Source organism: Flavonifractor sp. An306 (assembly GCF_002159455.1).
Lineage (GTDB): Bacteria > Bacillota > Clostridia > Oscillospirales > Oscillospiraceae > Flavonifractor.
In genome coordinates, this window is the sequence record NZ_NFIQ01000002.1 from 65,291 (window position 1) to 87,319 (window position 22,029).

At 63.1% G+C, this 22,029-nt stretch carries 21 protein-coding genes; 15 read left to right on the forward strand and 6 right to left on the reverse strand.

Annotation, left to right across the window (positions count from 1 at the left end):
- Positions 1-18: 18 nt before the first annotated feature.
- Both pheS and pheT read left to right on the forward strand, forming a co-directional pair.
- Positions 19-1,044: a phenylalanine--tRNA ligase subunit alpha gene (pheS, locus tag B5F88_RS00905; RefSeq protein ID WP_087341119.1), complete on the forward strand. Its 1,026-nt coding sequence runs from the start codon at positions 19-21 to the stop codon at positions 1,042-1,044.
- A gap of 18 nt (positions 1,045-1,062) precedes the next feature.
- Positions 1,063-3,759, forward strand: coding sequence for a phenylalanine--tRNA ligase subunit beta (gene pheT / locus B5F88_RS00910; protein ID WP_087341120.1), 2,697 nt, complete (start codon positions 1,063-1,065; stop codon positions 3,757-3,759).
- Between the two features lie 50 nt (positions 3,760-3,809).
- Here the strand turns inward: pheT and B5F88_RS00915 are convergent, their stop codons facing one another.
- Both B5F88_RS00915 and B5F88_RS00920 read right to left on the reverse strand, forming a co-directional pair.
- A complete protein-coding gene (locus B5F88_RS00915) occupies positions 3,810-5,276 on the reverse strand; it encodes a serpin family protein (protein WP_087341121.1) in 1,467 nt (488 codons plus the stop codon).
- Positions 5,273-5,746 (reverse strand): RNA polymerase sigma factor, encoded by a 474-nt coding sequence (locus B5F88_RS00920; protein WP_162612087.1) that lies wholly within the window; start codon positions 5,744-5,746, stop codon positions 5,273-5,275. The genes B5F88_RS00915 and B5F88_RS00920 overlap by 4 nt, the downstream gene beginning before the upstream one ends.
- Positions 5,747-5,969: 223 nt before the next feature.
- Here B5F88_RS00920 and B5F88_RS00925 point away from each other — a divergent pair, with 223 nt between their 5' ends.
- The 11 genes from B5F88_RS00925 to B5F88_RS00975 all read left to right on the forward strand — a co-directional run bounded on the left by B5F88_RS00925 (position 5,970) and on the right by B5F88_RS00975 (position 15,714).
- On the forward strand, positions 5,970-6,218 hold the full coding sequence (locus B5F88_RS00925) for an IreB family regulatory phosphoprotein (protein ID WP_087341123.1): 249 nt from the start codon (positions 5,970-5,972) through the stop codon (positions 6,216-6,218).
- 341 nt (positions 6,219-6,559) lie between these two features.
- Entirely contained in the window at positions 6,560-7,054 is a 495-nt protein-coding gene (gene purE, locus B5F88_RS00930) for a 5-(carboxyamino)imidazole ribonucleotide mutase (RefSeq protein ID WP_087341124.1), read from the forward strand.
- A 1-nt stretch (position 7,055) separates the two neighbouring features.
- Positions 7,056-7,775: a phosphoribosylaminoimidazolesuccinocarboxamide synthase gene (gene purC / locus B5F88_RS00935; protein ID WP_087341125.1), complete on the forward strand. Its 720-nt coding sequence runs from the start codon at positions 7,056-7,058 to the stop codon at positions 7,773-7,775.
- A gap of 3 nt (positions 7,776-7,778) precedes the next feature.
- Positions 7,779-9,200 carry an amidophosphoribosyltransferase gene (locus tag B5F88_RS00940; protein WP_087341126.1) on the forward strand — a complete coding sequence of 474 codons (1,422 nt, stop codon included), beginning with the start codon at positions 7,779-7,781 and terminating at the stop codon, positions 9,198-9,200.
- Between the two features lie 5 nt (positions 9,201-9,205).
- Positions 9,206-10,249, forward strand: coding sequence for a phosphoribosylformylglycinamidine cyclo-ligase (gene purM / locus B5F88_RS00945; RefSeq protein ID WP_087341127.1), 1,044 nt, complete (start codon positions 9,206-9,208; stop codon positions 10,247-10,249).
- The gene (gene purN / locus B5F88_RS00950; protein WP_087341128.1) at positions 10,246-10,878 is read left to right on the forward strand and encodes a phosphoribosylglycinamide formyltransferase; all 633 of its coding nucleotides are present in this window, start codon (positions 10,246-10,248) and stop codon (positions 10,876-10,878) included. Before purM ends, purN begins: the two co-directional genes overlap by 4 nt.
- 4 nt (positions 10,879-10,882) lie before the next feature.
- The gene (locus tag B5F88_RS00955) at positions 10,883-11,590 is read left to right on the forward strand and encodes an IMP cyclohydrolase (protein ID WP_087341129.1); all 708 of its coding nucleotides are present in this window, start codon (positions 10,883-10,885) and stop codon (positions 11,588-11,590) included.
- An 18-nt stretch (positions 11,591-11,608) separates the two neighbouring features.
- Positions 11,609-12,781: a phosphoribosylaminoimidazolecarboxamide formyltransferase gene (locus B5F88_RS00960; RefSeq protein WP_087341130.1), complete on the forward strand. Its 1,173-nt coding sequence runs from the start codon at positions 11,609-11,611 to the stop codon at positions 12,779-12,781.
- Between the two features lies 1 nt (position 12,782).
- Positions 12,783-13,556, forward strand: a complete 774-nt coding sequence (locus B5F88_RS00965; protein ID WP_087341131.1) for a TraX family protein — start codon at positions 12,783-12,785, stop codon at positions 13,554-13,556.
- A gap of 10 nt (positions 13,557-13,566) precedes the next feature.
- Positions 13,567-14,823: a phosphoribosylamine--glycine ligase gene (gene purD, locus B5F88_RS00970; protein ID WP_087341132.1), complete on the forward strand. Its 1,257-nt coding sequence runs from the start codon at positions 13,567-13,569 to the stop codon at positions 14,821-14,823.
- Between the two features lie 111 nt (positions 14,824-14,934).
- Positions 14,935-15,714, forward strand: a complete 780-nt coding sequence (locus tag B5F88_RS00975) for a helix-turn-helix transcriptional regulator (protein ID WP_087341133.1) — start codon at positions 14,935-14,937, stop codon at positions 15,712-15,714.
- Positions 15,715-15,751: 37 nt separating this feature from the next.
- Here B5F88_RS00975 and B5F88_RS00980 read toward each other — a convergent pair whose 3' ends face one another.
- The 4 genes from B5F88_RS00980 to B5F88_RS00995 form a co-directional block, all read right to left on the reverse strand.
- A complete protein-coding gene (locus tag B5F88_RS00980; RefSeq protein ID WP_087341134.1) occupies positions 15,752-17,839 on the reverse strand; it encodes a heavy metal translocating P-type ATPase in 2,088 nt (695 codons plus the stop codon).
- Positions 17,840-17,896: 57 nt separating this feature from the next.
- Complete coding sequence (locus B5F88_RS00985; protein ID WP_087341135.1) at positions 17,897-18,163, reverse strand: DUF6110 family protein; 267 nt, start codon at positions 18,161-18,163, stop codon at positions 17,897-17,899.
- Between the two features lie 154 nt (positions 18,164-18,317).
- Positions 18,318-19,235, reverse strand: a complete 918-nt coding sequence (locus B5F88_RS21695) for an AraC family transcriptional regulator (protein WP_087341136.1) — start codon at positions 19,233-19,235, stop codon at positions 18,318-18,320.
- A 151-nt stretch (positions 19,236-19,386) separates the two neighbouring features.
- The gene (locus B5F88_RS00995) at positions 19,387-20,100 is read right to left on the reverse strand and encodes a hypothetical protein (protein ID WP_087341137.1); all 714 of its coding nucleotides are present in this window, start codon (positions 20,098-20,100) and stop codon (positions 19,387-19,389) included.
- A 180-nt stretch (positions 20,101-20,280) separates the two neighbouring features.
- Between B5F88_RS00995 and B5F88_RS01000 the strand changes: the two genes are divergently transcribed.
- Both B5F88_RS01000 and B5F88_RS01005 read left to right on the forward strand, forming a co-directional pair.
- Positions 20,281-21,144, forward strand: a complete 864-nt coding sequence (locus B5F88_RS01000; protein WP_087341138.1) for a class I SAM-dependent methyltransferase — start codon at positions 20,281-20,283, stop codon at positions 21,142-21,144.
- A gap of 16 nt (positions 21,145-21,160) precedes the next feature.
- Positions 21,161-22,024: an energy-coupling factor transporter ATPase gene (locus B5F88_RS01005; RefSeq protein WP_087341139.1), complete on the forward strand. Its 864-nt coding sequence runs from the start codon at positions 21,161-21,163 to the stop codon at positions 22,022-22,024.
- Positions 22,025-22,029: the final 5 nt, after the last annotated feature.

Genomic DNA, 22,029 nt, shown 5'->3' on the forward strand with positions numbered 1-22,029 from the left:
GCAAAGGAGCTGCGATATATGAAGGAAACATTGGAACAGATCCGCCGGGAGGCGCTCTCCGCCCTGGAGCACGCCCAGAACGCCCAGGAGCTGGACGCTCTGCGGGTCAAGTATCTGGGCAAGAAGGGCGAGCTGACCGCGGTGCTCAAGCAGATGGGCAAGCTGTCCGCCGAGGAGCGGCCCGTCATGGGCCAGCTGGCCAACGAGGTCCGCGCCGCCCTGGAGGGGGCCCTGGACACCCGGAGCAAGGAGCTGGAGGCCAAGGCGCTGGAGGACCGGCTGAAGGCTGAGGCTCTGGATATCACCGTCCCCGGCAAGGCCGTGAAGCGGGGTCACCGGCATCCCATGTATATCGCCCTGGACGAAATCAAGGATATCTTCATCGGCATGGGCTTCACCGTGCTGGACGGCCCCGAGGTGGAGCTGGCCGAGCTCAACTTTGACCGTCTCAACGCCGAGGAGGGCCACCCCTCCCGGGACTGGAGCGACACCTTCTATTTTGATGAGGACAGCCGGGTGATGCTCCGCTCCCAGACCTCCCCCATGCAGGTGCGGGCCATGGACACCATGGAGCTGCCCATCCGGATCATCGCCCCCGGCCGGGTGTACCGCAAGGACGAGGTGGACGCCACCCACTCCCCCATGTTCCACCAGGTGGAGGGCATGGTCATCGACAAGGGCGTTACCATGGCCGACCTGAAGGGCACCCTGAACACCGTCGTGGAGCAGCTCTATGGCAAAGGTACCAAGACCCGGTTCCGCCCCCACCACTTCCCCTTCACCGAGCCCTCCTGCGAAATGGACGTGCAGTGCCACAAGTGCGGCGGCGTGGGCTGCCCCACCTGTAAGGGCGAGGGCTGGATCGAGCTGCTGGGCGCCGGGATGATCCATCCCCGGGTGCTGGAGATGAGCGGCATCGACCCCAACGTGTACTCCGGCTGGGCCTTCGGCATCGGTCTGGAGCGCACCGCCATGCGCCGGTTCAAGATCGCCGACCTGCGGCTGATCTTTGAAAACGACGTGCGGTTCCTGGAGCAGTTCTGAGAAAGAGGTGGAGAAACCATGAATCTGAGCAGAAAATGGCTGAATGAATTTGTAACTGTAACTGCCTCTGACAAGGAATTTGCCGAGGCGATGACCCTCTCCGGCTCCAAGGTGGAGCTGACCCACGACCTGGGGGAGGAGATCTCCAACGTGGTGGTGGGCCGGCTGCTGTCCATGGAGCGCCACCCCGATTCCGACCACATGTGGATCTGTCAGGTGGATGCTGGCCAGGCCGAGCCCATCCAGATCGTCACCGGCGCATGGAACATCCACCCCGGGGACCTGATGCCGGTGGCGCTCCACAAGTCCACTCTCCCCGGCGGCGTGAAGATCCAGAAGGGCAAGCTGCGGGGCGTGGTGTCCAACGGCATGTTCTGCGGTCTTAGCGAGCTGGGCCTGGACGAGCGGGACTTCCCCTATGCTGCCATCGTCCCCGCCGCCATTCTCAACGACTATCACCCCCTGGACAAGGACAAGCCCTCCATCCCCGCTGACGTCCAGCCCGGCCACAAGATCTATGGCCCCGTGGTGGCCGCCAAGGTGCTGGAGTGCGCCAGGCAGCCCGACGGCTCCTTCCACACCTGCCTGGACCTGGGCGGCGCCACCGCCGCCCCCGACACCGTCTGTCCAAACCTCCACGAGGGGGATCTGGTGGCCTACAACACCAAGTCCGATTCCATCTGCACCCTGGAGGATCTCCACGCTCAGCAGGCTGAGTTCCCCCACTGTATCCCCGACGGCATCTTTGTGCTGAGAGAGGACTGCAAGCCCGGCGATGACATCAAGCCCATCATCGGCATGGACGACCATGTGGTGGAGTTTGAGATCACCCCCAACCGGCCTGACTGCCTCTCCGTCATCGGCCTGGCCCGGGAGGCCGCCGCTACCTTTGACGCTCCCCTCTCCCTCCACCAGCCGGTGGTGAAAGGCGGCGCCGAGGGCAGCCTGGCAGAGCTGCTGGATGTGGAGACCCCCGCCGCCGATCTGTGCCCCCGGTACACCGCCCGGATGGTGCGCAACGTGAAGATCGCCCCCTCCCCCAAGTGGATGCGGGAGCGGCTGCGGGCCATGGGCGTGCGGCCCATCAACAACATCGTGGACATCACCAACTATGTGATGCTGGAGTACGGCCAGCCCATGCACGCCTTCGACTACCGCTACGTGAAGGGCGGCAAGATCATCGTCCGCCGGGCGGAGGAAGGTGAGAAGCTCACCACCCTGGACGGCAAGGAGCACACCCTCAACGCCAACCATCTGGTCATCGCCGACGAGCACCGGGCCGTGGGCCTGGCGGGCATCATGGGCGGCGAGAACAGCGAAATCGTGGCCGACACCACCGACGTGGTGTTTGAGTCCGCCTGCTTCGACGGCACCTGCATCCGCAAGGGCGCGCTGGCCCTGGGCATGCGCACCGAGGCCTCCGCGAAATTCGAGAAGGGCCTGGACCCCATGAACACCCTGCCCGCCGTGGAGCGGGCCTGCGAGCTGGTGGAACTGCTGGGGGCCGGCGAGGTGGTGGACGGCACCATTGACATCCTCAACTACGTGCCCCATCCCCGTGTCCTCAAGCTGGAGCCGGAGCGGATCAACGGCCTGCTGGGCACCGACGTGGCCGAGGATGAGATGGTGTCCATCCTGAAGAAGCTGGACTTCCAGGTGGAGGGCGACCAGGTGACCGTCCCCTCCTGGCGGGCCGACGTCATCGGCATGGCCGACCTGGCGGAGGAAGTGGCCCGGTTCCACGGCTACAACAACATCCCCTCCACCCTGATGCGGGGCCAGACCACCCTGGGCGGCTTCGGCGAGGAGGAGACGCTGGAGCGTCAGCTGGGCTCCATGTGCCGGGCTATGGGGTACGACGAGATCATCACCTACTCCTTCATCTCCCCCACCTGCTATGACAAGATCAACTGGCCCGCCGACTACCACAGGCGCAATTCCCTGAAAATCCTCAATCCCCTGGGCGAGGACACCTCCATCATGCGCACCACCACCCTCCCCTCCATGCTGGAGATCCTGACCCGGAACTACAACTACCGCAACCAGAATGTAAAGCTGTATGAGGTGGGACGGGTCTACCAGCCCGGCGGCAAGGACGGCCTCGCTCTGGAGTCCAAGGTCCTCACCCTGGGCGCCTACGGCAGCGACATGGACTTCTACACCATGAAGGGGGCTGTGGAGGCCATTCTGGAGGACCTGCGGGCGGAGGATGTCACCTTCCGCACCGGCACCGGCATTCCTGAGCTGGTGTCCTACCACCCCGGCCGTGTGGCGGAGGTGTGGGCAGGCAGCAACTGCGTGGGCTATTTTGGCCAGATCCACCCCCTGGTGGCCCAGAATTACGGTGTGGACGGCGAGCTGTACTGCGCCGAGCTGGCCCTGGGCGAGCTGGCCAACGCCAAGGGGGCCGACCCCGAGTACGTCCCCCTGCCCAAGTTCCCCTCGGTCACCCGGGATATCGCCGTGGTGTGCGAGGAGAAGATCACCGTGGGTCAGCTGGAGGACTGCATCCGCTCCGCCGGTGGCAAGCTGATCCAGCAGGTGTCCCTGTTTGACATCTACCGGGGTAAAGGCGTGGATGAGGGCAAGAAGTCCGTGGCCTTCAACCTGGTACTTCGGGCCGACGACCGCTCCCTCACCGGCGAGGAGGCCGACGCCGACGTGAAGAAGGTGCTGGAGGCTCTGGCCAGCCAGCTGGGCGCCGTCCTGCGGTAACAAAAGTTATAGAAAAAGCCCCGTCGGCCGACGGGGCTTTTTCTGTTCCTTTATACCTGTTCCACCACACCTACAAAGAGGATGGCGCTGCCGTCCCGGATGATAAAGAGGAAGGGGCGGTCCAGATCCATAACGCAGATTGTGGGATCCTCCGGCAGGGCGGCGGCGCCATCGGTGGCCAGCAGCGTGACGGCGGCGGCCTCCACCCCCTTCTCGTCCACCTTCACCCGTGCAATCTGCTTAGCCTGGTCCAGCCACACCGGCTCCAAGTCGGTGAGCGGGGTAAAATCGGAGACATCGGGGTCAAAAACGTCTGTGATCCCCAGTCCCTCTATGGTGGGCTTCAGGTCCAGGTCGGACTTTACGTCAAACTTGGGTACGGACCACTGGACCTCCCCAAAGATGCCATGCTCAAAGTTGCTGACCTCTTCCAAAAAGTTCGGGTCAGCCAGCAGATCGGCGGGGGTGACCCCCTCATCGGGGAGTACAAAGATCATCTCTCCGCTGGTAGTGGACAGAGATGCGGCCTGATAGCCGTTCTGCCGCAGAAAGGTGGCGTCCTGGGTCCTGTGCATGAACTCAACACAGATCTCAGTACCGTCTGCGGCGGTAAAGATGTCCTCCTCGGTCAGGTTTTCCATAAACTCGTCCCTCCACCCCGCCTTGTAGTAAAGGGTGGAGGCCAGTATATTCAGAGTGTCCGCCTTGGTATGCAGCACGTCGCCGTCAGAGCCAATGAGCCCCTTCGTCTGTTCCGCCACCCAGTCGGACAGGGCCTGATCCGCCTCATCCGTACCCATGGTCACCTGATAAGAACCGGCATAGTAGTGCTCTGCCAGGGCCTCCAGCACGTCCTGGTGGAAGGTGACGTTCTCATTGAGCCAGATGGAATTTCCCAGCAGGGTCGTTGCGGTGCCGTCATCCACGTAGATGGCGTGCCACAGAATATCCGCCCAATCCCGGAGCTGGTCCAGATCCTCCGCCCCCAGGGCATCCAGAACCTGCTGCCGGTTCTCTCCTCCGGTGGTCTCAGCCAGCATGGCCAGGGCAAACCACAGGGACACAGGGGAATAAACCCGGTTGTCCTCCCCTGACAGGGCCAGGGCGGTGCTTTTTCCCGAAAAATCCGCCAGCGCGGCCTTCAGTTCCGGGGTATCATACAGGGCGGGAACCTCATCCCGGTAGTCCCGCCAGGCGTTCCAGTAGGCGTCATAGTCCTCATTGAACTGCTCCCAGGCCGTCTGGCTGCCCCCTGCGGGCTCTGCCGGACATTGGGGCAGGTCGGGGTACACCGGCTGGGCAATGGCGTGGGCATTGGCGACCAGCGGCCCGCCTTCACCCCCGCCTGGAACACCGGTAACCAGCAGAGCAGCTGCCACTACTGCCGCCACACCTGCCGGAACCAGGGCCTTCAGCGGTTTTCTCTTTCGCCGGGGCCTCTCCCCCGTCACTGCCCGCTCTACCGCCCGGGGCGTGGGATGGAGGGAATCGTTTGCTCGTCTATACTGGTCCATCATGGAAGCTCTTCTCCTTTCAGCGCCTGCGCCAGCTTCTCCCGGCCCCTGGACAGCCAGCTCTTCACCGTGCCCTCCTTCGCGCCGGTCAGGGCGGCGATCTCGGCCACGGAGTAGCCCTCATAGTAGTGGAGATGGATGGCGGTGCGGTAGGCCTTTGGCAGCTCCAGCACCGCCCGGTACACCGCCCGGTCCTCCGGCTCCATCGTCCGGGTCACCGCCTCCTCCAGAGGCAGCCAGCTCCGCCAGCGGGCGGACAACAGGGTATTGGTACAGTTCAGCGTGCAGCGGATCAGCCAGGCCTTCCGGTGCTGGTCGCTGTCCAGCTCCCTCTCGTGCCGGAAGAAGCGGGCAAACACCTCCTGGAACACATCCTCGCTGTCCTGGATATGCCGGGTGCGGGCCAGGGCCAGCCGCCACACCATGTCCCCCCAGCGCTCCACCTGAGCCCGGGCGGTCCTCTCGTCTGTCATGTGCCTCACCTCTCTTTTGGGCATCCAGCGCGCCCGGCTCCCTCCCCCGCCCATGCCCCGGAGCGGCGGACCGGAACGCTTCTGGCACCTATCATACCATGGAGGCCGGCAAATGGTTGCGCCGGACTTCTTAAAGAATCATAAAATTTTGGTCTGGCTCTTTACATCATGAAAATTTTCCGCTAAAATGGGAAACAGATTGATACAGGGAGGTGTATCAGGCATGGAGATGGATTACACCCGTAAATTCAGCCTGCAGAACGATAAAGACCCGGAGATCAAGCAGATTCTCTCCTCGGTCTATCAGTCCCTGCAGGAAAAGGGTTATAACCCCATCAACCAGATTGTGGGATACATCCTCTCAGAGGACCCCACTTATATTACCAACTACAACAACGCCCGGGCTCTGATCCGCAAGCTGGACCGGGACGAGCTGCTTCAGGAGTTGGTAAAGCAGTATCTCCGCGACTGAGTTCCACCCGGACCGCCCCATAGGGGCGGTCCGTTTTTTTGCGCCCGCTCCCGCCCATCTTCACAAGGAGGAATCCGTACATTCCCCTAAAAGTTGTATAAGCAGACAAAATTCTGTCCACCCCTTGCAAACACCGTAAAAATCCGATATAGTTTACGTATCTTGGCACAAGGAGGTACGGGGATGACGCCGGTGCACGTTCAGCGCGCAGGAATTTGGCTCATTCACGGCACCAACCTGTCCACTATCAGGGAGTAACCAACGCAGGGCGTCCGTGTATCGGACGCCCTGATTTATTTTTTTCTTTCCCTGAAAAATTTTTAGCTACACAGGAGGGTCCTATGGTCAAAAAAGTTGCCGTTGTCATGGGTTCCGATTCGGATCTGGACACCATGCGCCCCTGCATCAGCCGGCTGAAAGCCTTTGGCATCCCCGCGGAGGTGCGGATCATCTCCGCCCACCGCACACCCGCCGCCGCCGAGCAGCTGGCCGCCCACGCCGCGGAGAACGGCTTTGGGGTCATCATCGCCGCCGCCGGCAAGGCCGCCCATCTGGCTGGAGTTCTGGCTGCCTACACCACCCTGCCCGTCATCGGAGTGCCCATTAAAACCTCCATGATGGGAGGACTGGACTCCCTGCTGTCCATGGTTCAGATGCCCAAGGGCATCCCGGTGGCCTGCGTGGCGGTGGACGGAGCCGACAACGCCGCCATTCTGGCCGCCCAGATGCTGGCCCTGTCCGACGAGGCTCTGTCCGCCAAGCTGGCCCAGTTCAAGGCTGATATGGCCGCGGAAGTCGCCAAAAAAGATGAAAAAATCCGAATGGAGGAGTTTTGAGATGTCTTACGAGAAGAAAGAGCAGATGTACGAGGGCAAGGCCAAGAAGGTATTCGCCACCAACGACCCTGAGGTGGTCATCGTGTCCTATAAGGACGACGCCACCGCCTTCAACGGCCTGAAGAAGGGCACCATCACCGGCAAGGGCGCCATCAACAACCGCATGACCAACAACCTGATGCGCCGCCTGGAGGAAAAGGGCGTGCCCACCCACTATGTGGAGGAGCTCTCCGACCGGGAGACCGCCGTGAAGAAGGTGTCCATCGTCCCCCTGGAGGTCATCATCCGCAACATCTCCGCCGGCTCCTTCGCCAAGCGCTACGGCGTGGAGGAGGGCATTGTGTTCGACCAGCCCACCATCGAGTTCTCCTACAAGAACGACGATCTGGGCGATCCTCTGCTCAACAGCTACCACGCTCTGGCCCTCAAGCTGGCCACCCCCGAAGAGATCGAGCTCATCAAGAAGTACGCCTTCGCCGTCAACGACCTGCTGAAGGGCTTCATGAAGGAGATCGGCATTGATCTGGTGGACTTCAAGCTGGAGTTCGGCAAGACCAGCGACGGCACCATCGTGCTGGCCGACGAGATCTCCCCCGATACCTGCCGCCTGTGGGATGAAAAGACCCACGAGAAGCTGGACAAGGACCGGTTCCGCCGGGATATGGGCGGCGCTGAGGAGGCCTACGAAGAAGTGATGCGCCGTCTCATGGGGGACAAGTAAGGTATGGGAGGCTTTTTCGGCACCATTTCCAAGCGTGACTGTGTGATGGACGTGTTTTTCGGCACCGACTACCACTCCCACCTGGGCACCAAACGGGGCGGCATGGCGGTTTACGACGCTGAGACCGGGTTTCAGCGCCAGATCCACAACATCGAGAACACCCCGTTCCGCACCAAGTTTGACAAGGATCTCTCCGACTTCCACGGCTGCGCCGGTATCGGCTGCATCAGCGACACCGACCCCCAGCCCCTGATCGTGCGCTCCCATCTGGGGCTGTACGCCATTATCACCGTGGGCATCATTACCAACACCGACGAGCTGGTGGAGCGGTACTTCTCTGAGCGGGGCCACCAGTTCATGGCCATGAGCTCCGGCAAGGTCAACGCCACCGAGCTGGCCGCCGCCCTCATCAATCAGAAAGAGGACCTGGTCAGCGGCATCCGCCACGCCCAGGAGGAGATTGACGGCTCCTGCACCATGCTGATCCTCACCTCCGACGCCATTATCGCCGCCCGGGACAGGCTGGGCCGCCTGCCGGTACTCATCGGAAAGAATGAGGAGGGCTGCTGCGTCTCCTTCGAGTCCTTCGCCTACCACAAGCTGGGCTATACCGACGCCTACGAGCTGGGACCCGGTGAGATCGTCCGGCTCACCGCCGAGGGCTGGCAGACCCTGGCCCCCGCCGGGGAAAACATGCGCATCTGCGCCTTCCTGTGGACCTATTACGGCTACCCCAACTCCAACTATGAGGGGGTAAACGTAGAGGTCATGCGCTACCGCAACGGGGAGATCATGGCCCGGGACGAGGTGCAGAAGGGCCAGCTGCCCAAGGTGGACTATGTGGCCGGCGTGCCCGACTCCGGCGTGCCCCACGCCATCGGCTTTGCCAACCGCAGCGGCAAGCCCTTTGCCCGCCCCTTTGTCAAATACACCCCCACCTGGCCCCGTTCCTTCATGCCCGCCAACCAGGAGGCCCGCAACCAGGTGGCCAAGATGAAGCAGATCCCCGTCCCCGAGCTCATCGAGGGCAAGAAACTTTTGTTCGTGGACGACTCCATTGTCCGGGGCACCCAGCTGCGGGAGACGGTGGAATTTCTCTACGAGTCGGGAGCCGAGGAGGTCCACATGCGCTCGGCCTGTCCTCCCATCATGTACGGCTGCAAGTACCTGAACTTCTCCCGCAGCAACTCCGACATGGAGCTGCTCTCCCGCCGCACCATCCAGGAGCTGGAGGGGGACGAGGGCCAGCTGCATCTGGACGAGTACGCCGACGCCTCCACCCAGCGGGGCCAGTGTATGCTCAAGTCCATCTGTGAGAAGCTGGGCTTTGACTCCCTGGGCTACCAGTCCCTGAACGGCCTGCTGGAGGCCATCGGCATTGACCGCGACAAGATCTGCACCTATTGCTGGACCGGAAAGGAATGACCGATATGAAAAACTCTCACTCCGAATCCTACGCCGCCGCCGGTGTGGACGTAACCGCCGGGTATGAATCGGTAGAGCGCATCAAGCCCATGGTGGAGTCCACCTACATCCCCGGCGTCATGGGTACTCTGGGCGGCTTCGGCGGCCTGTTCGCTCCCAATGTGTCCGGCATGAAAAAGCCGGTGCTGGTTTCGGGCACCGACGGCGTGGGCACCAAGCTGCGGCTGGCCCAGCTGATGGACAAGCACAACACCATCGGCATCGACTGTGTGGCCATGTGCGTCAACGACATTATCTGTGGCGGCGCCACTCCCCTGTTCTTCCTGGACTACATTGCCTGCGGCAAGAACAACCCCGCCCGCATTGCCGAAATCGTGGCCGGCATCACCGAGGGCTGCCGCCAGGCGAGCTGCGCCCTGGTGGGCGGCGAGACCGCCGAGCACCCCGGCCTGATGGCCGAGGACGACTATGATGTGGCCGGTTTCTCCGTGGGTATCGTGGACGAGGAGAAGATCATCGACGGCAAGGACCTGACCGCTGGCGATGTACTCATTGGCCTGGGCTCCAGCGGCGTCCACTCCAACGGCTTTTCTCTGGCGCGCAAGGTCCTGGACGTGGAGCACGCCGACCTGACCACCCCCATGGAGGAGCTGGAGGGCAAGAGCCTGGGCGAGACCCTGCTCACCCCCACCCGCATCTACGTCAAGACCATCCAGTGCCTGCTGAACAACGGCGTTTCCATCAAGGCCATCAGCCACATCACCGGCGGCGGTCTCTATGAAAACGTGCCCCGGATGATGAAGCAGGGACTTACCGCACAGATCGAGACCGCCTCCTTCCCAGTCCCCCCCATCTTTACCCTCATCGCCCAAAAAGGCAATATCCCCATGCGTGATATGTACAACACCTTCAACATGGGCGTGGGCATGATCCTGGCCATTCCCAAAGAGGAGGCGGGCCACGCCAAAGATATTCTCTGCCGCTCCGGCGAGCGGGCCTATATCATCGGCTCGGTGGTAAACGGCGACGCCGGGGTGGAACTGGTATGACCCGGATTGCCGTGCTGGTCTCCGGCGGCGGGACCAATCTCCAGGCCCTCATCGACGCCCAGGCCCGGGGTGAGCTGAAAAACGGTACCATTGCCGCTGTTCTCTCCTCCAAAGCCGGCGCCTACGCCCTGGAACGGGCGGAAAAAGCCAGCATCCCGGGCTATGTGGTGGCCCGAAAGGAATTCGCCTCCAACCGGGAGATGACCCAGGCTCTGGTGGCCAAGCTGAAGGAGCTGGACATCGGGCTGGTGGTGCTGGCGGGCTTTATGCACATCCTTACCGAGGAGATGGTGCAGGCCTATCCCAACGCCATTCTCAACGTCCACCCCGCCCTGATCCCCTCCTTCTGCGGCGCGGGATACTACGGCCTCCACGTCCACGAAAAGGCCCTGGCCTACGGAGTGAAGGTCACCGGCGCCACCGTCCATTTCGTCAATGAGGAGCCGGACGGCGGACCCATCATCCTCCAGAAGGCGGTGGATATCCTCCCCGGCGACACGCCGGAGAGCCTCCAGCGCCGGGTGATGGAGCAGGCCGAGTGGGTAATCCTGCCCCGGGCCGTCTCCCTGTTCTGTCAAGGCCGCCTCTCAGTGGACGGGCGGATTGTATCCATCAAAAAAGAGGAATGATACTATGAAAACGCTGGATCTCACCGCGCTGCTGCGCACCAATCCCTACCCCGGCCGGGGCATTGTGCTGGGCCGCTCCCTAGACGACACCAAGGCGGTTATCGCCTATTTCATCATGGGCCGCAGCGAAAATTCCCGCAATCGGGTCTTTGTGGAGACCCCCGACGGTATCCGCACCCAGGCCCACGACCCCTCCAAGATGACCGACCCCTCTCTCATCATCTACAGTCCCGTCCGGGTATTCGGGGCCTCCACCATCGTCACCAACGGCGATCAGACCGACACCATCCGGGAGGGGCTGGCGGCGGGCAAGACCTTCGCCCAGGCTCTTCACACCCGTACCTTTGAGCCCGACAGCCCCAACTACACCCCCCGGATCTCCGGCCTGCTGAAAAAAGATGGGGACTACACCCTGTCCATTCTGAAGAGCGCCGGCAGGGATCCGGCCTCCTGCCGCCGTTACTTCTTCGCCTATGAAAAGCCTCTGGCGGGCCAGGGCCACTTCATCCACACCTATATGGGGGACGGCAATCCCCTACCCTCCTTTGAAGGGGAGCCGGAGCAGGTGGCCATTACCAGCCAGACGCCCCAGGAGTTTGCCCAGCTGATCTGGGACAACCTGAACGAGGAAAACAAGGTCTCCCTGTTTGTGCGGTACGTGGACCTGATGACCGGCAGCTGGGAGAGCGTCATTATCAACAAGCACGCATAAGGGGGAAAAGGACATATCATGACCGAACTGGAACTGAAATACGGCTGCAACCCCAATCAAAAGCCCGCCCGCATCTTCATGCAGTCCGGTGAGCTGCCCATCCAGGTGCTCAACGGCAAGCCGGGCTACATCAATTTCCTGGACGCCCTCAACTCCTGGCAGCTGGTGAAGGAGCTGAAGGAGGCCACCGGCCTGCCCGCCGCCGCCTCCTTCAAGCATGTCTCCCCCGCCGGCGCCGCCGTGGGCACTCCGCTCACTGAGGTGGAAAAGAAGATCTATTTCGCCGAGGATATGGACCTCTCCCCCATCGCCTGCGCCTACATCCGGGCCCGGGGGGCCGACCGGCTGTGCTCCTACGGCGACTGGGCCGCCCTGTCCGACGTGTGCGACGTACAGACCGCCCGCTATCTGGCCCTGGAGGTGTCCGACGGCGTGATCGCCCCCGGCTACACCGACGAGGCCCTGGAGGTCCTCAAGACCAAGCGTAAGGGCGGCTACAACGTGGTGCAGATCGACCCCAACTACGTCCCCAAGGCCATCGAGCACAAGGACGTGTTCGGCATCACCTTTGAGCAGGGCCGGAATAACTACGCCATCAACGCCGAGCTGCTGAACAACATCGTCACCAACAACAAGGACCTGCCCGAGAACGCCAAGCGGGATATGGTGCTGGCCCTGATCACCCTGAAGTACACCCAGTCCAACTCGGTCTGCTATGTGAAGGACGGCCAGGCCATCGGCGTGGGCGCCGGCCAGCAGAGCCGCATCCACTGCACCCGGCTGGCGGGCAACAAGGCGGACAACTGGCTGCTGCGCCAGCACCCCAAGGTGCTGGGCCTCCAGTTCGTGGACGGCATCCGCCGCCCCGACCGGGACAACGCCATCGACGTGTACCTCTCCGACGAGTACGAGGATGTGCTGGCCGAGGGCGTATGGCAGAACACCTTCAAGGTCAAGCCCGAGGTGCTGACCGTGGAGGAGAAAAAGGCCTGGATCGCCACCCAGTCCGGCCTCACCGTGGGCTCCGACGCCTTCTTCCCCTTCGGCGACAACGTGGAACGAGCCCACAAGTCCGGCGTACAGTATATCGTCCAGCCCGGCGGCTCCATCCGGGACGACCATGTGATCGCCACCTGCAACAAGTACGGCATGGTCATGGCCTTTACCGGCATGCGGCTGTTCCACCACTAAGATGGAGCAGCGCTACGGCCTCAGCGCCGCTGCCCTCAAATATCTGGCCGCGCTGTGTATGCTGGTGGACCACATGGGGGTGGTCTTTCCCACCATGCTGGCCGACGTGGGCCTGCCCGGCTGGGCGGACCTGCTGCCCCGGCTGATCGGCCGGCTGGCCTTTCCCATTTTTGCCTACTTCGTGGCGGAGGGGTGCCGCAGAACCCGGTTTTTCTCCCGCTACCTGCTCCGGCTGGGGCTGTTCGCCCTGGTATCCCAGGTGCCCTTTACCCTGGTCACCGGTGTGTGGGGCGGCAACGTGATCTTCACCTTTTTCCTGGCCGCCGGAGCGGTGTGGGGCTTTGAGCGGCTCAGCGGACAGGGCCGCTCTCCGGCGGTAGCCTGGCTGCCTCTGCTGGCAGGGTGCGTGCTGGCCCTGGGACTGAACTGCGACTACAGTTTCCCTGCCGTACTGCTGGTATTTGCCCTTTACCTCCAGGGGGAAAACCGGAAGCGGCTGTTGCTCTGCCTGGGGGTAGGGCTGGCCTTGATCTACCTGATTTACCAGCCCCTGGTGGGCCTGCTCTCCCTGCCCTGGCTGTCGGCATCCATGGTGGTACGCTATCTGGCCTCTGCCTTCCCCTTCCAGATCCTCTGCTGGCTGTTCAGCTCGGCCTCCCTGCTGCTGCTGGCCGGATACCGTGGGCAGCTGGGTATCCAGAACAAATGGTTCTTCTATGTATTCTATCCGGCCCATCTGCTGGGACTGTGGGCCCTGCGCATGGTGCTGAAATGAGGTGCTTTGCATGAATGTACTGATCGTAGGCGGCGGCGGGCGGGAGCACGCCATCGCCTGGGCCCTGTCCAAGAGCGACAAGGTAGACCACCTCTACTGCGCCCCGGGCAACGGCGGCATCGCCGCCATTGCCCAGTGCGTGCCCATCGCCGCCACCGATGTGAAGGCCATGGTGGACTGGGCCGTGGACAACCACATGGATTTTGTGGTGGTGGCTCCCGATGATCCCCTGGCTCTTGGCATGGTGGACGAGCTGGACAAAGCGGGCATCCCCGCCTTCGGCCCCAACGCCGCTGCCGCCATCATCGAGGCCAGCAAGAGCTTTTCCAAGACTCTGATGGAAAAGTACCACATCCCCACCGCCAGGCACAAGACCTTCACCGACATGGACCAAGCCCTGGCCTATGTGGCCCAGCAGGGCGCCCCCATTGTGGTGAAGGCCGACGGCCTGGCGCTTGGCAAGGGCGTGGTGGTGGCCCAGACTGTGGACGAGGCCCAAAAGGCTGTCCGGGCCATGATGGGCGACCACAAATTCGGCGACGCGGGAACCAAAGTGGTCATCGAGGAGTGTATGACCGGGCCGGAGGTGACAGTGCTGGCCTTCTGCGACGGGGAGCATATCCTCCCCATGCCCTCCTCTCAGGATCACAAGCGGGCCTATGACGGCAACCAGGGGCCCAACACCGGCGGCATGGGGGCCATCTCCCCCTCCCCCAACTACACCCCGGAGATCGCCAAGCGGTGCATGGAGGAGATCTTCCTGCCCACGGTGGCCGCCCTCAAGGCGGAGGGCCGCCCCTTCCATGGGGTGATCTACTTTGGCCTGATGCTCACCCCCGACGGCCCCAAGGTGGTGGAGTACAACGCCCGCTTCGGGGACCCAGAGTGCCAGGCGGTACTCTCTCTGCTGGACTCCGACCTGATGGACCTGTTCCTGGCCTGCCGAAACGGCACCCTGGACCAGGTAGACGTGCGCTGGAAGGAGGGCGCGGCCTGCTGCCTGGTGCTGGCCAGCGGCGGTTACCCCGGCAGCTATGCAAAGGGATATCCCATTACAGGTCTGGAGGAGGCGTCCCAGACCGCTACCGTGTTCCACGCCGGCACCAAGCTGGGCAAGGATGGAGCGGTGCTCACCAACGGCGGCCGGGTGTTGGGTGTTACCGCCACCGGCCCTGATCTGGAGGCGGCCATCCAGGGTGCTTACATTTCTGCCAAGCACATTCACTTTACAGATATGCATTATCGCACCGATATCGGGCGGGTGTAAAACCGGTCTTTTTCGGGGACGCAACCCCTGGTTGTCAGATTGGACGCCCCGGTTGGTTGCCAAAAAACGGGTCTGCCTGGTAAGATGGCCCCGAAAAAGGAGGTCATCACCATGGAGTTTCAGGAACGGCTTTACTCTCTGCGCAAGGGTCGAGGTATCTCTCAGGAGGAGCTGGCCAACGTGGTGGGGGTGTCCCGCCAGGCAGTCCAGAAATGGGAGTCAGGCATCTCCACACCGGATATCCAAAACCTGTCTGCCCTGGCGGATTACTTCGGCGTAAGCCTGGACTATCTGGTGCGAGGCATCGAGCCCCAAACCGAGTCCCAGCCCACCGTGGTCCATAACTATTACAGCTGGGGCTACCGGTACGAATTTCGCAGCAAAACCACCCTCTTCGGCCTCCCGCTGGTCCATATCAACCTGGGCCCCGGCTTTCAGCGCGCCAAAGGGGTCATCGCCATCGGCAACTTTGCCTCCGGCGTGGTGGCAGTCGGCGGCCTCTCCGCCGGCCTGTTCTCTGTCGGCGCCGGCTCCCTGGGGCTGCTGGCCCTGGGCGGCACGGCTGTGGGAGGGGTAGCTCTGGGCGGGCTGGCTCTGGGCCTGCTGGCCGCAGTGGGCGGCTTTGCGTTCAGTCTGGGCTTTGCCATGGGAGGCGGGGCTGTCAGCCGGTATATCGCTCTGGGCGGAGCTGCCTTCGGACAGTATGCCGCCGGCGGCATGGCCTCCGGCTCTGTCCTGGCCATTGGGGACTCCGCCCGTTCCACCCAGGGTCTGGCCCTCACCTGGGCGCAGGTGGATGTCTTGGGCGACGGAGTTCTGCCCTATCTCCAGGCACAGCTGCCCCATACTCCTCAGTGGCTGCTGCGGCTGCTACTGGCTGCCAATGCTTGAAAAACCCGGCGCATCGTTGATGCGCCGGGCTTTCTCTTTATTTTTTTCTTTCCAGAGGCAGAGGGCTCATACTGCGCAGGCTGACCCCCAGCGTGGAGAGATTGTGCAGGGTAGCAGACATGGCTGGGGGCAGAATACCCACCACGCCCAGCGCGATCAGCGCTCCGTTGAAACCAATCACAAAGCGGTAATTGGAGCGAATACGCCTCATCAGCTCCATAGCCAGCCGCCGCAGTTCCACCAGCTCCCACAGGCTTTCGGCGGAAATGGTAATGTCCGCGATTTCCCGGGCAATGGCGGCCCCGTCGCTGACGGCGAGCCCGGCATCCGCCTCAGAGAGAGCGGGGGAATCGTTGATCCCATCCCCCACCATCAGCACGGTATGTCCCGCTTGCCGCAGCCGGGCCACATAGCGGGCCTTGTCCTCAGGCAGTACCTCGGCCTGGAACTCGTCCACCCCCACCTGGGCGGCAATGGCGGCGGCGGTACGAGCGCTGTCTCCGGTCAGCATCACCGTCCGGGTGATCCCCTGGCTTCGCAAGGCGGCAAGCACCTGTCCCGCTTCCTCCCGCACAGGGTCGGCGATACACAGCACCGCCGCCAGCCGTCCCCCTATAGCCAGGTACAGATGGGAATACTGGGACGGCAGGGCGTCAAATCGCTCCTGCTCCCCCTGAGGAACGGTACAGCCCTCGTCCTCAAAGATAAAGTGAGCGCTGCCGATCAGCACACGGGCCCCGTTGACCGTGCTGGCAATGCCATGGGCCACCAGATACTCCACCCTGGAGTGGAACTCCTCATGGGTCAGTCCCTGGCGTCTGGCCTCCTCCACTACGGCATTTGCCATGGAGTGGGGAAAGTGTTCCTCCAGGCAGGCGGCCAGACGGAGCATCTCCCTCTCCTCCCTGCCGTCAAAGGGCACCACCTGAACCACCCGGGGGCAGGCATGGGTGAGGGTGCCTGTCTTGTCAAAGACAATGACATCGGCCCGGGCCACGGCCTCCAGGAATTTTCCGCCCTTGACAGTAATGTGCGCCTCTCCTGCCTGCCGCATGGCGGAGAGCACCGCCAGAGGCATGGCCAGCTTCAGCGCGCAGGAGAAGTCCACCATCAGCACCGACAGGGCCCGCGCCGGATTGCGGGTGAGGAGCAGGCTCAGCAGGCTGCCGACAAGCGTATAGGGCACCAGCCGGTCCGCCAGCTCCGCCGCCTTGCTCTCCGTTGCGGATTTCATCTGCTCCGACTGCTGGATCATCGCCACAATCTGATCATAGCGGCTCTGGCCGGAGGCCTGCTTCACCTCCAGCACGCACTCCCCTTCCTCTACCACGGTACCGGCATAGACCATGCCGCCGGGCCGCTTGACCACCGGAATGGATTCTCCGGTGAGGGAGGCCTGATTGACGGCTGCCTCCCCCTCCAGCACCAGACCGTCCAGCGGGACCACGCCGCCGGCACGGACCACCGCCACGTCCCCAGGACGGACCTGGCTGATGGGAACCAGGTGTTCTCCCTCCGGTCCCCGCAGCCACACCCGATCCACGTTCAGCGACATACATTGCGCCAGATCCGCCACCGATTTCTTCCGGGTCCACTCCTCCAGCAGCTCGCCCAACTCCAGCAGGAACATCACCGAACCGGCGGTGCCGAAATCCCCACGGGCCACCGAAATCCCAATGGAAAGAGCGTCCAAAAGCTCCACCTTGATCCGGCGTTGCCGCAGGCAGCTTAGTCCCCGTCTCATAAAGGGAAGCATATGCCACAGCACCCGGGCCGCCCGCAGCGGCGGCGGGAGAAACAGCGTGCTGGCCGCCTTCAGCAGTACCTTGCCCGTCAGCTTTTCCTCAAACTCCCGGCGCAGCGCCCTGGTACTGTGGCTGGGCAGGGTCACGCACGCCTCCGCCGCCTGCCAGGAAAATGCCCGCAGGGCGGCAAAGACCGTCTCCCGCTCTCCGCTATAGGCCAGGATCACACAGCGGGTCCGCTCATGTACCGCCGTAGACCGCACCCAAGGCTGGCGCTGAAGCCAAGTCTCCAGCAGGTCGGCCTGTCTGAGGGTCAGCCGCTGCTGGCAGAGCCGGAACCGGACCCGGCCCCGGCTCTCATGCAGAATCGTCGCTTTCATACCCGTTTCCTCCATGGAAAGGGGGAGCCGTTTTGACGGCTCCCCCTTCGGCTTTTCTCAGGCCTCCTGGCCATCCAGCAGGGTGTCCTCCTCCGCCTCAACGGCAGCCCGGGACTCGTTCAGATCCTTGGCGGAGGCCATGATATCGGCGGCGTTTTCCTGCACGGTGGTCACCGTCTCCATCACCGCGTCCTTCATCCGCAGACCGGCCGCCGTCACATGGACGTAGGCCTTTTTGGCATCCTTGCTGGTAAGCAGCTTGACACCCACCGAACCAAACAGCGCGCCGCCCACAAAACAGGCCAGCTTGGTATACACATTCATTGTTCTGACTTCCTTTCCGTTATTTCCGTCTGTAGCCCGTCACCATGACCATCAACATGCAGATCACCGCGCCCCAGGCCCAAAACCGATGCTGCTTCAAAGGAATCCCTCCCTATCAAGCAATTTCTTTTTCAGATATCCCATTATAGCGGCCCTACGGCCGCCCGTCTTGCGGAAGCGGATGCAAACCGCCGGATTTAGACATTTTTCTGTATTGGGTGGGCGTGCAGCCGTACTGCCGCCGGAACGCCGGGTTAAATTGACTTACCCCGTCGTATCCCACCGCCTGGGCCACCTGAAGCACGGTCATGGCCGTGGCGGCCAGCAGCTCCGCCGCCCGCTCCAGCCGCCGCCGCTGAAGCCAGGTGTGGATCGGCTGACCATAGATCTGGCGAAAGCGGAGCTTCAGCGCGGTAGGTGAAAGACAGAACCGCCGGCTGAGGACCTCAATGGTGAGCTTTTCTTCCAGATGGGCCTCCAGATAGGCCCCCAGAGGCTCCTCCTCTCCCCCGAAGGACCGCTCGTTATCCAGCCAGCCGCTGCGCTGGCACAGCAGATAGAGCAGCTCCACCGCTTTCCAGACACAATAACGGCTCTGTTCCAGCCCGTCCAGTTCGTCCAGCGCCCCAAACACCGCCCGGGACCAGGGGACATCCGCCAGCAGGCCGCACCCTTCCCTCTGCTCCATCCACCGTTTGACCGCACCGGTGTCCAGCCTGAGCTCCCCCATCAGTCCGCACAGCGCCGCCAGACTCTCCCGGGCCGCCGGGGCGTTCACCGCCACCAGCACCCCCCGCAGGCCACCGTCCAGCCGCACGCCCCGCAGGGCCTGGCCGTGGGAGAGCAGCAGGATCCCGCCCCCTTCCACCCGGAGACGGCGGCCGTCCTTCCGCTCCAGGGTCAGGCCTCCGCCCCGGCAGAACAGGGTCTCAAACCGCTGGGGCTCCACCACCGGGTCCGGCCTCTCCATCGGCTCTCCCTTCAGGGCGAAGCTGCACGCCGTAACCCCCTCCATCACCGGATACCATCGGGTATCCGCCCCTTCTCTTTCCCGCAGAAATTCCTCCAACATACCGCCTCACCCTGCGTTTCCTTCCACTCAGATAGTTAGCTCTAACTAACCACAGGATACAACATTTTTTTGGAAATGGCAAGGGGAAATCTCCCCGGCCGGCAAAAGAAACAGCCGGCGGCACCTGACGGTGCCTGCCGGCTGTTATAGCTTATCCTTTCTTTTTCTGCTGCTTTTCCTCCAGCGGCAGCGGCTCGGGCGCCTTGCGCTCCCCCACACAGGCCTGAACCATCTTGTCCAGCCGCTCATCCTGGGCGCAGAACTGGTTGGTTATGGACTCCAGAGCGGCCTGTACCCGCTCCAGCTCTCCGGCGGTGTGGGAGATGGTGGCGTCCATGTCGGTGCGCAGTTCCTCGTAGCTGCGCTGCACCTTGTGCAGCCACTGCTCCAGATCCTGCCGGGCCTTCTCCACCCGCTCCTCCGCCTCTTCCTCCACCGCTTGGGCCCGGCAATGGGCCTCCAGTTCGATGCTGGCGGTGCGGTCCTTCACCTTTTCATAGGCCTGAGCCGCCGGCTCAGCCTGAGCCAGCCGGCTCTCCGCCCCGGCCAACGCCTCCCGCACCCGGGTCAGCTCCGCCCCTGTCTCGTCAAGGCGCCCCTTCAGCTCCTCCGCCTGGCTCCGGGCCTCCTCCAGCTCGCCCTCCAGGCGCTGGACCGTCTCCGCGGTCTCCTCCGCCTGACGGCGCAGTCCGGCGGCCTCTTCCTCCAGGCTAGCGCCGGTCTTTTTGGCCTCCTCCAGCTCCCGGTTCAGCTCGTCCAGCTTGTCCCGGTGGGTCTGGTTGGATGCCTCGATATAGTTCAGTACATCCTGCTTCTGGAATCCGCCAAAGGCCGCTGTGCGGAACTGAAGCTCCGTGTCGCTCATATGGGACACCTCATTTCTTCTGGTTCATTCCCCCAGGCGGTGCTCCACAGGGGAATTTCGATCTATGGCGCTATTTTAACACAAGTTCTCCCATAACACAATTCTTTCTTCACATTGACGGGGCCAAAGGCAAATGATATAATGGGATGATTATGACAAGAAGTGGCGAGGTTGGAAGCTATGTGGATCTCGGACGGTTGGAAGGACTATGAATTACTGGACTGCGGCGGCGGAGAGCGGCTGGAACGCTGGGGGAAATATACCCTGGTGCGGCCGGATCCTCAGGCCATCTGGCGGCCGGAGGGCAAGCACCCCGGCTGGCGCAGGCAGGACGCCCGCTATCAGCGCTCCTCCACCGGCGGCGGCCAGTGGGTCAAAAAGGAGCTGCCGGAGCGGTGGACGTTGGGCTACAAGGGCCTTACCTTTAACATCAAGCCCATGAATTTCAAGCACACCGGCCTGTTCCCCGAGCAGGCCGCCAACTGGGACTTCGCCATGGCCCGTATTCGTGCCGCCGGGCGGCCCATCAGCGTGCTGAATCTGTTCGCCTACACCGGCGGAGCCAGCGTGGCCTGCGCCGCGGCGGGAGCCAGCGTGTGCCATGTGGACGCCGCCCGGGGCATGGTGAGCTGGGCCAGGGAGAACGCCAAAAGCTCCGGGCTGGAGGACGCCCCCATCCGCTGGATCGTGGACGACTGCGGCAAATTTGTGGAGCGGGAAATCCGCCGGGGCCGCCGGTATGACGCGGTGATCATGGACCCACCCTCCTACGGGCGGGGTCCCTCCGGGGAGATCTGGAAGCTGGAGGAGAACCTGTTTCCCTTTGTGGAGCTGGTAACCCAGGTACTCAGCGACCAGCCCCTGTTCTTCCTCATCAATTCCTATACCACCGGGCTGTCTCCTTCCGTGCTCACCTATCTGCTGGAGACTCTGGTAGCCCGGCATCACGGCGGACACACCGACAGCCAGGAGCTGGGCCTGCCGGTGACCGCCACCGGTCTGGCTCTGCCCTGCGGGGCCACCGGCCGGTGGATTGCCGAATAAAGGGAGATCATCTGCCATGAGCGATACCATTTTAAAAACAGAGGGGCTGCGCTTCTCCTATCAGGAGGAGACCATTCCCGCCCCCGTGGTGCTGGATGGAGTGGATCTGGAGATTCAGGCCGGCTCCTTTGTTGCCGTGCTGGGCCACAACGGCTCGGGCAAATCCACCCTGGCCAAGCACCTCAACGCCATCCTCCTGCCCACCGGCGGGAAGGTGTACGTGGACGGCATCGACACCGCCGATGAGGACAGGCTGCTGGACATCCGCCGCACCATCGGCATGGTGTTCCAGAACCCGGACAATCAGATTGTAGCCAACGTGGTGGAGGAGGATGTGGCCTTCGCCCCGGAGAACCTGGGCGTACCCCCGGAGGAGATCCGCCGCCGGGTGGACGACGCGCTGAAGGCTGTGGGGATGTACGAGTACCGGGAACACGCCCCCCACCTGCTCTCCGGCGGACAGAAGCAGCGCATCGCCATCGCCGGCGTCATCGCCATGCAGCCCCGGTGTATCGTGCTGGACGAGCCCACCGCCATGCTAGACCCCATCGGCCGCTCGGAGGTACTGAAAACCATCAAGGAGCTCAACCGCGCCTCCGGGGTGACAGTGGTGCTCATCACCCACCACATGGACGAGGCCGCCCAGGCCGACCGGCTGGTGGTCATGGCCAAGGGCAAGGTCGTCGCCGACGGCGCCCCCAAGGACGTGTTCCAGCGGGTGGAGGAGCTGAAGGCGGTGGGCCTCACCGTACCTGAGACCACGCAGCTGCTGTGGGAGCTGCGCCAGGCGGGGGTAGACGTGCCGCTGGACGCCCTCAGCGACCAGGAGTGCGCCGCCGTTCTGGCAGGGCTTTTGAACAAGGACGTGACCCCAGCCTGAGGGCA